At 61.9% G+C, this 13,998-nt stretch carries 11 protein-coding genes; 5 read left to right on the top strand and 6 right to left on the bottom strand.

Translation table 11 applies throughout. The features are described from left to right. Nucleotides 1–16: 16 nt before the first annotated feature. From mreD to NW808_RS03245, 3 genes are read right to left on the bottom strand one after another with little or no spacing between them, the layout of a single operon-like run. A complete protein-coding gene (gene mreD / locus NW808_RS03235) occupies nucleotides 17–610 on the bottom strand; it encodes a rod shape-determining protein MreD (RefSeq protein WP_414420264.1) in 594 nt (197 codons plus the stop codon). Next, on the bottom strand, nucleotides 582–1,337 hold the full coding sequence (gene mreC, locus NW808_RS03240; RefSeq protein WP_414409706.1) for a rod shape-determining protein MreC: 756 nt from the start codon (nucleotides 1,335–1,337) through the stop codon (nucleotides 582–584). The genes mreD and mreC overlap by 29 nt, the downstream gene beginning before the upstream one ends. 56 nt (nucleotides 1,338–1,393) lie before the next feature. Continuing rightward, on the bottom strand, nucleotides 1,394–2,422 hold the full coding sequence (locus tag NW808_RS03245) for a rod shape-determining protein (RefSeq protein ID WP_414393785.1): 1,029 nt from the start codon (nucleotides 2,420–2,422) through the stop codon (nucleotides 1,394–1,396). A 105-nt stretch (nucleotides 2,423–2,527) separates the two neighbouring features. Between NW808_RS03245 and NW808_RS03250 the strand changes: the two genes are divergently transcribed. Continuing rightward, on the top strand, nucleotides 2,528–2,956 hold the full coding sequence (locus NW808_RS03250; protein ID WP_414420265.1) for a VOC family protein: 429 nt from the start codon (nucleotides 2,528–2,530) through the stop codon (nucleotides 2,954–2,956). A 105-nt stretch (nucleotides 2,957–3,061) separates the two neighbouring features. Here NW808_RS03250 and fba read toward each other — a convergent pair whose 3' ends face one another. Further along, nucleotides 3,062–4,141: a class II fructose-bisphosphate aldolase gene (fba, locus tag NW808_RS03255; protein WP_414393205.1), complete on the bottom strand. Its 1,080-nt coding sequence runs from the start codon at nucleotides 4,139–4,141 to the stop codon at nucleotides 3,062–3,064. Nucleotides 4,142–4,471: 330 nt separating this feature from the next. Between fba and NW808_RS03260 the strand changes: the two genes are divergently transcribed. The 4 genes from NW808_RS03260 (at nucleotide 4,472) to NW808_RS03275 (ending at nucleotide 11,057) form a co-directional block, all read left to right on the top strand. Then, nucleotides 4,472–5,062, top strand: coding sequence for a hypothetical protein (locus tag NW808_RS03260; protein WP_414420266.1), 591 nt, complete (start codon nucleotides 4,472–4,474; stop codon nucleotides 5,060–5,062). A gap of 11 nt (nucleotides 5,063–5,073) precedes the next feature. Next, complete coding sequence (locus NW808_RS03265) at nucleotides 5,074–7,239, top strand: fused MFS/spermidine synthase (protein ID WP_414420267.1); 2,166 nt, start codon at nucleotides 5,074–5,076, stop codon at nucleotides 7,237–7,239. Nucleotides 7,240–7,341: 102 nt separating this feature from the next. Continuing rightward, nucleotides 7,342–7,965, top strand: a complete 624-nt coding sequence (locus NW808_RS03270; protein ID WP_414420268.1) for an NADPH-dependent FMN reductase — start codon at nucleotides 7,342–7,344, stop codon at nucleotides 7,963–7,965. Nucleotides 7,966–8,120: 155 nt separating this feature from the next. Further along, a complete protein-coding gene (locus tag NW808_RS03275; protein ID WP_414420269.1) occupies nucleotides 8,121–11,057 on the top strand; it encodes a GAF domain-containing protein in 2,937 nt (978 codons plus the stop codon). Here the strand turns inward: NW808_RS03275 and NW808_RS03280 are convergent. Together NW808_RS03280 and NW808_RS03285 are read right to left on the bottom strand one after the other, a co-directional pair. After that, nucleotides 10,995–11,951 (bottom strand): energy-coupling factor transporter transmembrane component T family protein, encoded by a 957-nt coding sequence (locus tag NW808_RS03280; protein ID WP_414420355.1) that lies wholly within the window; start codon nucleotides 11,949–11,951, stop codon nucleotides 10,995–10,997. The genes NW808_RS03275 and NW808_RS03280 overlap by 63 nt on opposite strands. Nucleotides 11,952–12,006: 55 nt before the next feature. Next, the gene (locus NW808_RS03285; RefSeq protein WP_414420270.1) at nucleotides 12,007–13,935 is read right to left on the bottom strand and encodes an SH3 domain-containing protein; all 1,929 of its coding nucleotides are present in this window, start codon (nucleotides 13,933–13,935) and stop codon (nucleotides 12,007–12,009) included. Nucleotides 13,936–13,998 lie beyond the last annotated feature (63 nt).

Below are 13,998 nucleotides of genomic sequence, written 5' to 3' on the forward strand. Positions count from 1 at the left end.
GCTCTTCCCTCCGCAGCTACTGCAGATCCCGCTCTTGGGAGTGCCAGCAACGGCTAAGAGGCCAGTACAGAGCCGGTGCCCACAAACTACTTAAAATGGCCGAGGTAAGGACATTGCGTTGATGGTTCCACCAGATGCTCTCTAGGGAGCGGGGGCCGGCGCTGCCAAGGCTTCCTAGCGGGGAACTTGCCATGCCTGCCGGGGCAAAGGCCGTCAGCCACATCCATTGCAACGCCATCAGCGTTTCGGCAATCACCACCATGCCAAAGACAATCAAAGCTATGGAGATAAAGTCCTCGTGCATATAGCGCTGTTTCTGCAACCTGGCTGCGAGGATCCCGACCACGGCTAACCCCAGAGCATGGGTAGGATAGGGGTTGGTGAGGGCGTCCTGCAGAAACCCCAGGGTGATCCCGGCAACAGCCCCCTGCCAAGCTTTTCGCCGCACACTCCAGCACACCACCCAAATCAAAGGCCAATCGGGGGTCAAGCCCGCCAGCTCCAAGCCCGGCCCCCGCCACCACGGAGCCACCGCTGCTAACAGCCCTGACAGGACGGTAACCAGCCAGTTGAGGTGAGGTTTAAGAGGGGGAAGCCGCAGGTTGAGCATAGGGGTAGACCAAGGCCCATTCTAGAAACCCTAGCGGCGCCGACAGTTCAACAGTGGCCTGGGGAGCAGGGCTAGCATCTAAGTTAATTGCCCGAACTGTTCCCACGACAATCCCGGCGGGGTAGAGGCTGCTCAGCCCCGAGGTGACCACCACATCGCCCACCTCTACCTGAGGATTTTTATCAAAAAAGTCCAGAATAGCTTCCTGGCTGCCAGTGCCCCGCAAGATACCCATCTGCCGGCTGCGGCTTAGCGTCACCCCCACTCGACTGGTGGGATCGCTAATGAGCAGCACGCGACTGCTGTTGGGGGTTACTGCCTCAACCCGACCAATCAATCCTCCCGGCGCCACCACCACATCCCCTACCTTGATCCCTTGCCGGCTGCCGCGGTCAAGGGTAAGCTGCTGCCACCAGTGATCGGCACTGCGGCCCACTACGGCTGCCGGGATCTTCACCTGGGGCCCTTGCTCGGCAAGCTGCAGCAGCCGCCTTAGCTCGCGGTTTTGGTGCTGCAACTCGGCTACTAGGGCCTGTAGCTCACGGGTAGCAGCCTGCCGGAGCACCTCCTCGGGATTCACGGCTGGACGGAGTGGGGCCGTGAGCCAGGTGTACACCTCTACCAGCAGGGATCCCTTCGTTTGGCGCAGACTTAGGGCGGCCCCTAGGGCCAAAGTAGCCAGGAGCAGTCCCCCAACCTTGCGCCTCCATTGGCGTAGCCGACTCAAGCACTACTCCTCTTAACCACTCCACTCCCACCCAAAATGGAGAGCTGCAAACCCTGCTAGGCCTTGAAGCTGGCACTCAACACCCGACCCAGGGTTTTGAAATCCTCCAAAACTTTCCCCGTGCCGAGCACCACGCAACTGAGGGGATCGGGGGCAATGTGAACCATGATCCCAGTTTCATGGCTAATCAGAGCGTCCAGGCCCTTGAGCAGGGCTCCGCCTCCTGCCAACATGATGCCACGGTCAATGATGTCAGCAGCAAGCTCCGGCGGCGTGCGCTCCAGGGTACGCTTGATGGCCTCCACAATGACTGAGAGAGGCTCGGCCATGCTCTCGCGGATCTCCGTGCTTTTGACCGTCACGGTGCGAGGCAGGCCCGAGAGGAGGTGCAGCCCCCGCACTTCCATGCTCAGCTCTTCCTGAGTGGGGTAGGCAGAGCCAATTTGAATTTTGATCTCTTCGGCGGTGCGCTCTCCAATGGTAAGATTGTGGGCTTTTTTCATGTACTGGATGATGGCTTCGCTCAGCTCATCTCCTGCCACCCGCACCGATTCGCTTAGCACGATCCCTTGCAGGCTGAGGACAGCCACCTCAGTAGTGCCGCCGCCAATGTCGACAATCATGTTCCCTACGGGCTCCTGCACCGGTAGGCCAGCCCCAATTGCCGCTGCTACCGGCTCATCCACCAGGTACACTTCCCGCGACCCCGCCTGCAGGGCTGCCTCCATCACCGCCCGCCGCTCCACACCGGTCACCCCACTGGGGATGCCAATGACAATGCGCGGCGCAATCAAGTAATGACCTCCGTGTACCCGCTGGATGAAGTGCTTGAGCATCATCTCTGCCGTGTCAAAGTCGGCAATCACGCCATCCCGCAGAGGGCGCACGGCAACAATGTTGCTGGGGGTACGGCCCAGCATCTTTTTGGCCTCTTCCCCTACCGCCAGAAGTTGCTTGGTGTTTTGGTCGATGGCCACTACAGAAGGCTCTTGCAGGACAATGCCGCGCCCGGCCACGTAGACCAGCGTGTTGGCCGTGCCCAAGTCAATGCCCATGTCACGGGAAAAGCGGCTAAATAGCCCCAGCACGGTAGGTTGCTCCAGTTTTTTGTAAAGAGGCAGCAAGTCTTGCTACCTACTATAGTTCAACCTTGGGAGAGAGTGGAAAAGCAAAAGGGGGCTAGGGTTGCCATGGAGATTGCCGCGGCTTTGTTCAGCTTGGCCACCCCCAACTTACCTCGCTTGCTGCGCTTTTACCAAGCCCTCTTGGGGATCCCGCCCCAGGTTCGGGTTCCTCCCCAGGGCGAGCCAGTGTATGGGGAGTTTCGGCTGCCGGGACTGCGACTGGGCCTCTACCACAGCCGTGAGCCGGAGTTGGCAGTCCCAGGGGGGGCAGCCAGCCTCTGCCTGCAGGTGCGGGATCTAGCTGGATACTTGGGATCCCTAGCGGCGGTGTTAGCCGAGTACCAAATCTCCCCTTCCCCTCTGCGCCAGGCCTTTCACGGCCAAGAGGTGGAGCTGCGGGATCCCGATGGCAATCGCATCGTCCTGCACCAGCCTTCGGCCCCTTTCTGGGAGGCAATGGCCCTAGGCCCGATCCCTCAGGAGTCCTGGAGCTAACTGCACCTGGAGCTGCCGCACTGCCAGGGGCAGGGTTTGAGGTGCAAAAAATAGCCCCCTCCTTACAGAGGAGAGGGGAGCGATGAGAAGCTGGGCAAGCGATCCCTAGACCACAGCGGTCTTCTTCACCTGAGCCGACAGAGCGCCGGAAGCGTACTTAGCCGCCATCTCATCTAAGGTAACGACAGGAATTTTGGTGCCGTGACCGGCGCAGCCAAAGGCAATGTAGCGCTCGGCGCACACCTTTTGCATTTCCTTGATGGAAGGCTTGAGGAAAGAGCGGGGATCAAAGTCTTTCGGGTTCTCGGCCAGCGCGCGGCGCACGGCAGCCGTAATCGCTAGGCGGTTGTCCGTGTCGATGTTAATTTTGCGCACCCCATTTTTGATGGCCCGCTGGATTTCTTCAATGGGCACACCGTAGGTTTCGGGGATGGAGCCGCCGTACTGGTTGATGATGTCAATGAGCTCTTTGGGTACCGAGGAGGAGCCGTGCATCACCAAGTGAGTGTTGGGCAGACGGCGGTGGATCTCCGCAATGCGATCGATGTCTAGGATATCCCCCGTAGGCCGGCGGGAGAACTTGTAAGCGCCGTGGCTGGTGCCGATGGCTACGGCCAGCGCATCCACCTGGGTTTGCTCCACAAAGTCCACCGCCTGATCCGGGTCGGTAAGCAGTTGGTCGCGGCTAAGAGCCCCTTCGGCGCCGTGGCCGTCTTCCGCCTCGCCGCGGCCCGTCTCTAGTGACCCCAGGCAGCCCAGTTCCCCTTCCACCGTCACGCCAACCGCGTGGGCCACCTTCACCACCTCAGCAGTAACGGCTACGTTGTACTCATAGCTGGCCGGGGTTTTGGCATCTTCTTTGAGGGAGCCATCCATCATGACGCTGGTGAAGCCATTGCGGATGGCAGAGTAACAGGTGGCGGGGCTGTTGCCATGGTCTTGGTGCATGGCCACGGGGATGTGGGGATAGGTTTCCACCGCCGCCAGGATCAGGTGGCGCAAAAAGTGTTCGCCCGCATACTTGCGCGCCCCTCGAGAGGCTTGCAGGATGACTGGACTGTTGGTTTCATGGGCAGCCTGCATGATTGCTTGGATCTGCTCCATGTTGTTGACGTTGAAAGCTGGAATGCCGTAGTCATGTTCGGCGGCATGATCCAGCAGGATGCGCATGGGAACAAGAGCCATCGCTTACCTCCTGAGGTGCTGACTTGATGCGTTTGAGATTTGCTTACTGTTAATCCTAAGGTATCTTTTACGTTTTGCGGGACAAGATCCCAGGATTTGGGGATCTCGCTGAAAAATCCCTGCCACTGTTGGCTGCAATGCCCACGCTTAGGCGCACCAGGCGGCCTGAGAGCCCCAGATACACTGGAGGAGTATTGCTTGACATTTTGCTTGGGTTCGCTTGTGCGGAGGCGTGAGAAGGTGGACTTCAATCCATGGCGGGTCTTGGGTGCCAAGCAAGGCAGGAAACTCGCCGGTCGAGATCCAAATCGCAGAAAACGGCGTTTGGCTTTGGGGGTAGGCTGGGCCCTCACCTGCTGGTCAGTGGGCCTTTCGGCAGCCGCTTGGGGGATCCCTGGGCAAGCGCCAAGTCAGGTGGCTAGCTGGGTAAAAAACAACCCGGTGCTGCGGCCCCGCCCGGGCGAGACGTTAAACATCCATCGGGTGGAGCCGGATGGATCCCGGTTTACTTTCTTGGCCTCAGTCGCCCCACCAGGCCGGATCATCAACCCCCTGGATCGGGAGACGATCCGCTCGGAACGGATGACCTTTTTTCGCCCGCAAGGGCTGACGGCAGAGGATCTCTTTCGGGCTATTCGCGAGGTCTATGGCCCGGAGATCGCCGCCGATTTGGATCAGGCAGTGGAGGTCATCCGCTACCCGGCCCCTGCGGCCCTGGCTGGCAATCCCAGCTATAGCCTTGCCTTGGCCACGCAAGGCGTGGTGCTGCGGGGAAAGCAATTGGTGTATTGGCTAGAGCTGACGCAAAACCCCGATGGCCGCGTGCAGCAAGGGCAAGTGTGGGTGTTCCAAGAAGAATGGCTGTCTAAGGTAGAAGAGGAGCTGAGGCAGCGCTTCCCCTTGCAAGTCAAGGCCCGCTGAAGGGAGCAGCGGTGGTCTGGCTGGTTGGCCTTACGTTGTTTGCCAGCGCTTTCTGCCTCTTCTGGGGGCAGTTGTTGGTGGGCAAGTTGCTGCTGCCGCTGTGGGGAGGATCCCCCCTGGTGTGGAATACCTGCCTGGCCTTTTTCCAGCTTGTCCTGCTGTTGGGCTACCTGTGGGCGGATCGCCTGGGGCGGGGCCGCCATCCCGAGCGGGGCGTGCTGATCCACGGGATCCTCATGCTGGCGGGGCTTAAGTTTTTGCCTTTTGAGTTCAGGAGCCACCCGCAGCCGGAGGAGGCCTTTCCTCCGCTAGTTCTCTTGGCCAACTTGGCAGTCGGAGCAGGGGTGCCTCTATTGCTCCTCTCGGGAACGTCGCCACTGCTGCAACGGGGGCTGGGCAAGAGTAAGAGGGATCCCTACGGACTCTATGGAGCCAGCAATGCCGGCAGCTTGGCGGGACTGCTGGGTTATCCGCTGCTCTTGGAGCCGCGGCTGTCTTTGGCTGAGCAAACCCAGCTCTGGAGAGGAGCCTATGCGTTGGTGGCCGGATTGGTGCTCCTAGGCGGGGTGGGGCTGCTGCTAAAAAGACAGGGGACAGATCCCTCTGTCCTAGGGGAGCCGGTTGCAATGGGCAGGGCGGAGCCTAGCTTTCCGGGGGAGGGCTGGCGCTGGGCTGGCTGGGCCTTCTTACCGGCGGGTTTGGTGGTGGCAGTCACCACCCTCCTGACCACCGATGTGGCGGCGGTGCCCTTGCTGTGGGCCATCCCCCTGAGCATTTACCTAGTGACCTTTATGCTGGCCTTCGGCGGCATCCATCCCAACGAGTTGGCTTTGGGGACGACAGCTTTGCTGGCCTGCGGGGCGATAGGGGCGCAGGTCATGGGCTGGTTGAAGCCTTGGTCTGCAGTGTTGCCTCTACATCTAGGGGCTTTTGGCTTGGTGAGCTGGGCCTGCCACAGCCAGTTGGTCCGCTGTCGGCCGCCAGCCCAGCAGTTGACCCGGTTTTACCTGTGGCTGGCTTTGGGAGGGAGCTTGGGGGGCCTGTTTGCCGCTTTGCTAGCACCCCAGGTGTTTGAGGCGGTGCTGGAGTATCCACTCCTCCTGAGCCTAGCGCTGGCAGCCTTGGCGCCCCAGGGAGGACGGTTGGGCCTAGGGCTGGGGTTGGGGTTGCTCCTGCCCCTTTTGCTGGTGCACTTTCGTTTCCAGGCGCTCTTTCACCTTGGAGCAGCCGTAGGGCTGGGCTTGGGCTGGGCGGTGCTGGCCCTAGGGGGAGAAGGCAGGAGGGGATGGCCGCGCCGCCTAGGGGTGACCATGGGCTTGGTTTTGCTGCTGGGACAGCCTTGGCTGCCACCGGGGCTGCAGGTAGTAGCCAGCGAGCGCAGTGTCTTTGGCCTCCATCGCCTTGTGGAGTACCGCAACGAGGCGGGATCCTTCCGCAGCCTCCTGTACGGCACCACGCTGCACGGCAGCCAAAACCTGGATCCCCAGAAAGCCCTGGAGCCGCTCACCTATTTTTCCCGCCCAGGGCCGGTGGGCCAGGCGCTCCAGCGGTGGCGGGCGCAGCTAGGCTCTTCTCCGGCTCAGGTTGCGGTGTTGGGGCTGGGGATCGGCACCTTGGCCGCCTACGCCGAGCCGGGGGATGAGTGGACCTTTTTCGAGCTGGATCCCACTGTAGCCGACTGGGCAGGCCGCTACTTTGCTTACCTCGACTGGGCCAGCCAGCGGGCGCGGGTGCGGGTGATTCTGGGCGATGCCCGCCTCCGCCTGCAAGGGATCCCCGATGGCAGCTATGACCTACTGGTGATGGATGCCTTTAGCTCTGACGCTGTGCCCCTGCATCTGCTCACCCAGGAGGCCCTGACCCTCTACCTCAGCAAGCTTAAGCCCCAGGGCTGGCTACTTTTTAACATCACCAACCGCCACCTCAACTTGGCGCCAGTGTTGGCCGCCTTGGCCAGAGAATTGCAGCTTTCCGCCTGGCATCAAGCCCAGGAAGATCTCACCGCTGCCCAGCGCCAGGCGGGGCTGGCCCCTTCCCATTGGGTGCTGATGGCCAAGGGTTCCCTTGCTTTGCAGAGTTCCGACGGGGATCCCTGGCAGCCCCTTCTGCCCCAAGCCGGGGATCCCCTCTGGCAGGACGATTTTTCCAACCTGCTGCAGGTGCTCCGCTGGTCCTAGAGCTCTTGGCCTGGGCGGAAAGTGGGGAGTGACAACAGAGCAGAGTTAGTATGAGTTATGATTGTTTGCAAAATAACTGATATCTACCCGAGAGCACGGCTTATGTCTTCTTCAACTGGGCAAGCCCCCACCGCCAATTCTCAAACCGTCCTGGCCGCGGCCTCTGCACCTTGCTTTGTGGCCATTGGTGGCAGCCTGCGGCCCAACTCCCTGACCTATCGGGCCCTGGAGGTAGTGCGGCGCGAGTTCGAGAAGCTGGGGATACCGCTGCACCTTCTTGATTTGCGGCAGATGAAGTTGCCCTTTGCCGATGGTTCGGAATCCTACCCCGACTATCCCGATGTGGAGGTTTTGCGGGCAACGATGAAGCAGGCCGATGGGATCATTCTGGCCAGCCCGGAGTACCACGGCAGCATCAGCGGCAGCCTGAAGAATGCTCTGGATCTGCTGAGCTTTGAGCACTTGGAGGGCAAGGTCTTTGGGCTCATCAGTGTCTTGGGCGGCGAGAGCAACAGCGACACCCTTAACCAAATGCGCCTGATTGTGCGGTGGCTGCACGGTTGGGCGATCCCAGAGCAAATTGCCATCGGGCGGGCTTGGAGTGCCTTCGATGAGCAGGGCAACCTCAGGGACGAAAACCTGCGGCAGCGCTTCCAGCGCTTTGTGCAAAGTCTGGTAACCAATACGTCCAAATTGCGCGGGATCCCTCTCGTAACCAGGCAGTGAGGACTGCAAGTTAGCTCTATTGACGGCACAATACCCTGCAGGGGCATCTCCAACTGCCTTGGAAGTGTTGGCTTCCAAGAAACAGCAAGGTTAAGGTGAGCCAAGAGGGGGCTGGGCCTGCTTTCCCTCAAACCTGCCCAGCCAATGCTTGAACTATGGTTCAGTCTGTTTCTCCTCACTCTAGTGGAGCGGGGGCAGTCTCTCCGCTGGTGGCCCTACAGGCAACCTTGCAGCAGATGCGGGAGCAGACCGACGCTAGGGCCCTGATTCAGCTCACGCTGGAGTATGTCAAGGCAGTGCTTGGGGCGCCGCTGATCTGGCTAGCCCTCTACGACCATGCCAATCACCAGTTGGTGGGCCAAGGTGGCGTGACCCTGCGAGAGGAGGATCAACCTCTCTTGCAAGCTGCGTATCCCCTACAGCCGGGGGAGATCCTCGAGCAGGTGGTGTTCGAGCAGCGGCCCATCAGCGTGCCCGACCTTTCCCAGGAGCCGCGCATGGGTCTTTGGCAGCGAGAAGCCAAGCGGCTGGGCGGGATCCAAGGCTGCTTCATCTACCCCTTCTCTACGGTAGGGCGGCGGCGCTGCCTGGGGATCCTGATGCTGGGATCCCAACTGTGGGGCGCTACCACCCACCAGGAGGAAAAGGCGCTCCTGGGGATTTTGCTGGGGCAGTTGGCAGCCTCTTTGCAGAAGCTGGAAGATGCCTGGAAACGGCAGGCCGAAAAGCGCTTTGAAGAGTCGCTCCTGAGATTGGGGGCGGCGATGTGCCAGGCGGGATCCTTGCAAGAACGGGTTAGCCTGGTTACCCAGGAGCTGCAGTCCTGCTTGGGCGCCGTTCACATCCAGGTGTACTGGCACAAGCCCAGCGAGGGACGGTTTGTTCCCCATGAAAGCGCCGCTAGGCCTACTCCTGCCCCCACTGCCAGAGGAACCAAAGCCGGGGTAATCCCGATGGAAGAGGGCAGCCTTGCGCTCCGGGAATTGGGAAACCTGTACTCCTCTCTTGCGGCAGGCCAGGTGGTGGTGGGCGACCTGAGGACAGCGCGCTCCGAGGTTCCCCTCAAGTTGATGCAGCAATGGCGAGCGCAGTCGGCTTTGGCCGCCCCGATCCGGCTGCAGCAGGAGCTGCTGGGGTTTATCTGGGTGCAGTCGGAGGTGCCCCGCACCTGGCAAGCTGCCGAGCGCCAGTTGGTGGCCGCTGCCGCCCATGGGCTGGCCTTGGCCACTCCTCTGGAAAATCTGGATCGTCGCCTCCGCCAGTTGGCCGACGACCAGGAGTTCGTGCACCAGGTAGGCCAGGCCCTCTCCAACCCGGCTCAGCTGCAGCAGGCTCTCCAGCAAGCGGTGGTTGGCCTGGGCCAGCGCCTGCAAGCCGCCGCGGTAGCGGTGTTGACGCTGGATCCCAACCAACCTATCCCCCGCCTCTTCTACGAGTACCGCAGCGAGGGCCAGCAGGCTTTGCCGCAGCAGTTTAGCTCCCTCAGCGAGCAAGATTGGCAGGATCTGTTGCGCAGCGAGGTGGTGGTGGCAGAAAACTACGACCAAGATCTGCGCCTGCTCTCCTGGCGGCAGGAACTGGCCCCTCTGGGGGTACGTTCCCTCATGCTCACCCACACGGAAGTCGGCGGCTCTGCCACTCCCGCTGCCCTTCCGCAAGGGCTGATCCTGGTGCTCCATCCCCAGCGGCGGGCCTGGAGCCGGGAAGAACGGCAACTGCTGCGCGGGATCGCCCAACCCGTGGGCCTGATCCTGAGGCAAATCCAACTGGAACAGCGGCGGCAACGGCAAGAGCAACTGTTCAACGGCCTGGTTGCTGCCTGTCTGACGCTGCAGAACCTGACTACCCTGCCGGAGCTCTACGCCGCCACCGTCCAACAGACGGCCCAAGCGTTGGGGATCCCCTTGGCGCTGGTGGTGAGTTGGCAGCCAGGGGAGAGCCGGGCCCGCTTGCAGCCGCCTTTTGCCGCCGCCCCCGCGTTTTACCCCACCGGCCCCACTGAGATCGATCGCCAGGATCCCTTGCTGACCCGTGCGCTGCAGGCAAGAGGACCCCTCCAGCTTTCCCAAGACCAGATCCCAGCTGCCAGCCGCACCTGGTTGAACTCGACGGGCCTGGGATCCTGGCTGCTGCTGCCGCTGGGCGAGGGCGGCCCCGAGACTGGCGACTCCCCTGGTCTGGAGCCACTGGGGGTTTTGATCCTGGGAGCAGAGGCAGACAAGGTTTGGGAGCCGGAGGAGCAGGCGGCAGCGACAGTGATTGCCCAAACCTGCGGCTGGACGCTGCGGCGCTTGCTTTGGGTACAAACGCTGCAGGAGCGGCAGGAGGTGCTCAGCGAGCTGAACTGGTACAAGCACCGCCGCCTGCTGGATCTGCAAAGCGCCTTGCTGGACAGCCTGCACCGCCTAGGCCAGGTGCCAGCAACGCCAGGAGACGAGGCCACGCGCTGGCAAAAGGTGGTGGAAATTGCCAGAGGGCTGCGGGATCTGGCCGTCTCCGTGGAGCCCTTGTTGCAGGCAGAAACCTGGCAGGCGCAGCCGCAGTTGCAGTCGCTGTCTGTGGCTACTTTGGTGCGCAAGAGCCTGCGCCGGCTGGGGGGCCTGGCCCAGAAACGCAAGCTGTGGCCGCGCGCCCACGGCGACCTGAGCCTTACCGTCTGGGGGGATCCCGGACGCCTGGAGATGGTCCTCTGGGAGGTGCTGGTTGCCGCTGCTTTGCGCAGCCCGGAGGGGGGGCGGCTGGATCTGTGGAGCCGGGTCGCCGTTGGCGAGAGCGGTGCGGAGCACTCTGGCTATGCAGAACTGCTGGTGGTGGATCAAGGCCGCTTTGATCCCCACCTGCTGGCAGCCCTGCAAGGGGATCCCCGGCAGGTCGTCTCTGCCGATCCCTTGTTCCAGTCCCCGCTAGCGGCCAGCCCCGGCTTGGAGCTTAGCCTTTGCCAGCGGATTGTGCAGCGCCTGGGGGGGCAGCTGTCTTTCTACCTCTCCTCTGATGGGCGCTCGGTTTCCCAGCTGCTCCTGCCGCTATCTTTAGGGCGACAAAGCTCTCAGCAGCCAAAACAGGGGCAGGAGGGCCAGCGCTCCTCGATCTAGCCGCCGTAGCTGCAGACGGTGCCAGCGCAGAGGATGGTCGGGACCAGTTAGCCCTCGAGCTTGCATGGCCGCCGCTATCTCCTGCGCTCGCAGGAGCAGGTTTTCAAAAAAGCGCTCCACCAAAGCCAGAAGGGTTTGCATTCCACCCCGAAAGCTGAGGGATCCCCAGCGCACATCGCGGGTGCGCACCGCCCGCACCAAGTTCTGGACTTCCTCCATCACCAGCGGCAGGAAGCGGAGGGCCAAGGTGAGGGTGAGAATCACCTCGGCAACCGGCCAGCCCCAGCGCTTGAGAGGCTGTAACAGCCGGGCAATCCCCGCCGTAATTTCCTCGGGGGCGGTGGTCAGCAAGAACAAATTGGTGGCATAGAGCAGGGTAAAGATGAGGGTACCCAGCCGCAGAGCTACGGAGAGGGAACGCCGCGAGACTTGAAACGTTCGCCCTAGCAGGGAAACCTGCAGCAAGCGGTAGCGGTAGGGGGCTGGCCAGGCACGGGTTTGCTGCTGCCAGGCCTGTCTGGCCGCTGCCCTCTCCTTCACCTCCAGGTTGGAGTTGGAGATAAGTCCATAGCCCACCACCTGCGCGTCCTGCCGCTGCGGCTGGGGGAAGACCCCTAAGCCATCGGGGGCGAAGCTGGTGATCCCAAAAGCAAGCAGGCTGAGGGCCAACACCAGCGAAAGCTGGCCCGACCAGACCCGGCGCGGCAGACGGGCTGCTACCGTCAAGAGCAGGAGAACCGCCACCACGGCCAGCCGCCAGCCACTGCTGGCCAAAATTGGGCTGAGGAGAAAGCTAAGCAACCAGGCCAACTTCACCCGCGGGTCAAGACAGTGCAGCCAGGTGCGCGGCTCTTCCAGATAGATCCCTAGCGGGGCATTGCGCAGAATATCCACCACCGGAAAGCGGGAAACAAGCTATTGCCTAGGCAAGGCAAATGGCAGAAGAGGCTTAGAGTCGCTCAACCAGGCGAGTTGAGCCCGATTGAGCAGCAACCCACCCTCCTGGCGCCCCCTCTTGCTCGACGCGCAACCAGACAGGTACCTGTCCTTCACCTACTCGCACCTCTACCACCCGCAGTAAAGCTTGGCGGGGGGCCGTCCCGACAATGGCTCCGCTTAGGCTAGGCTGCTGGCGGATATTGATGCCATCGTTGGAGATCACCCGCACCCGTTGGACTCCTTGCCACTCAGCCAGGGGGCCAATCAACTCAGGCTCAGGCGAGGGCTTGGCCTGATCCGAATTCTCAAGAGTAACCGGTGGCTGCTCCAGTTGCACCTGGGGCTGTTCCAGCGGCGGTGGTGGGGTGAACAGGCTGCGCAGTATCTGCCAGCTAACCACGAGAGAGAGAATGCCCCCGCCGACCACGGCAGCCAAACGAAGGTGGAGGGAGGGGGCAGGACGCCCAGGCCGACTTCGTCTAGAACCCAAGTGGCTGCGGTGGTGACGCTCCACCTCCTGCAGCCCCCTCTTGTAGGCCTGAAGGCTCCCTTCTGATGGGGGAGAGCTGGCTGGCTCCCCGTCCCATGGAGCAGGCCACTTGGGCAAGTGCGACGGCTCTTGGGAAGCCCCCTGCTGAAAGGGAGCAGGCGGGTGATTAGCACCCCCAGCAGCGGGCGGTTGGGATAGAGGCAGGGTAGGAGGTGGAGATGGCGTACCTGCTGGCGAGCTCTCGCGGCTAGGCATCTCGTCCAGGTAAGCCTGCACCTGAGGGTTGTCGAAGTAGGCTTTCAGGCTAGCCTGGGCAGGATCCAAGGCGTAAAACTCTGGGAATACCTCATCCTGGAACCACTTTTCCGTAAAGCGACAGAGGCCTGGCAATTGATCCGGGGATCCGGCAGAGTGCTCCTCAATAAACTGCAAGGCTTCGGTTTCCTGACTGGCGCGTAGGTGACTAAGGGCTTCTTCAGTTTGCCCCAACAACAAGCTGCAGATAGCTTGCTCCAGATGCACATCTTGCCGCTGGGCGAGGCGAATCAGGTAGCCGCGCGCCCGCCGCACTAGAGCTGGCCGTTTCTCCACGTAGCCCGCTGTCAGCAGCACCTGCGCAGCCAAGTAGGCAGCGACCAAGGAAGGGCGCTCCGCCTCTTGCTCAAAAAGCTCCTGCTGTTCTTGCAGGGTGAGGTAGCGGCGCACGCGCTGGATGAAGCGTAAGAAATCTTCCGTACTCAAGCCAGAACCATCTTGCCCACCGCCCTCAATGCCGCCCCGCTCGTCGAGCATGGCCTTGAGGAGAGCCAGCCCCTGCTGCCGCGCCAGGGCAGGAGCTGCAGCTACTCCTTTGCCCATGGCAGCTGGGGCATTGGGGTCAAGGAGCTGCAAAATGCGGTAGGGGCGCAGCTTGCCCAGGTCGATGCGGAGCTCTGCCTGGAGCTGAGGAAAAGCCTGACACTCCTCCAGTTCGGCCAAGCCTGTCTGCAAAGAGTGCGCGGCTTCTTCATAGGCTCCTTGTCGCCAGGCTTCCCGGCCTAGCTCTAAACGGGCCACGGCCCGCCCCAAAATGGCATCAGAACGGGCGGGGTGTTCTTGATCAAGCATTTGCTGAGCCAAGCTTAAAGCCGCTGGGTACTCTCCAACTTCACAGCACAGGCACAGCACTCCCGGCAGAAGGACCTCGTCCACCGTCAGGGTGGGATGCGCTAGGGTTAGGTGTTCGTCGTAGCTGCGCCGTGCCTCAGGGTCGAGCAGCACAGAAGCGGCCTCCTGGACAAGCTGGGCACGAGCCTCCACGGCCTGCGGCGAGAACCCCACTAGCCAAGAACGTTCGCCTGGCTTGAGCTCGCGGCGCTCTTGGTAAGCCTGTTCGATCTGATGCTTGTCTGCCCGTGGCGACAGCATCAAGATTCGGTAGTAGTCGAGGGGCACCCGCACCGTCATCATCTCTTACGTTGTTCTCCTGCTTGGGTCGTCGGGGTGGCGTTTTTGAACACCTGACCCGCCTCG

It is taken from the genome of Synechococcus sp. W70.1, assembly GCF_047461515.1.
Classification (GTDB): Bacteria; Cyanobacteriota; Cyanobacteriia; order Thermostichales; family Thermostichaceae; genus Thermostichus.

Excerpts from the sequence above, each read along its gene's own strand:
- mreD (WP_414420264.1), bottom strand. The coding sequence starts at position 610 with ATGCTCAACCTGCGGCTTCCCCCTCTTAAACCTCACCTCAACTGGCTG.
- NW808_RS03250 (WP_414420265.1), top strand. The coding sequence starts at position 2,528 with ATGGAGATTGCCGCGGCTTTGTTCAGCTTGGCCACCCCCAACTTACCT.
- fba (WP_414393205.1), bottom strand. The coding sequence starts at position 4,141 with ATGGCTCTTGTTCCCATGCGCATCCTGCTGGATCATGCCGCCGAACAT.
- NW808_RS03270 (WP_414420268.1), top strand. The coding sequence starts at position 7,342 with ATGTCTTCTTCAACTGGGCAAGCCCCCACCGCCAATTCTCAAACCGTC.
- NW808_RS03275 (WP_414420269.1), top strand. The coding sequence starts at position 8,121 with ATGGTTCAGTCTGTTTCTCCTCACTCTAGTGGAGCGGGGGCAGTCTCT.
- NW808_RS03285 (WP_414420270.1), bottom strand. The coding sequence starts at position 13,935 with ATGATGACGGTGCGGGTGCCCCTCGACTACTACCGAATCTTGATGCTG.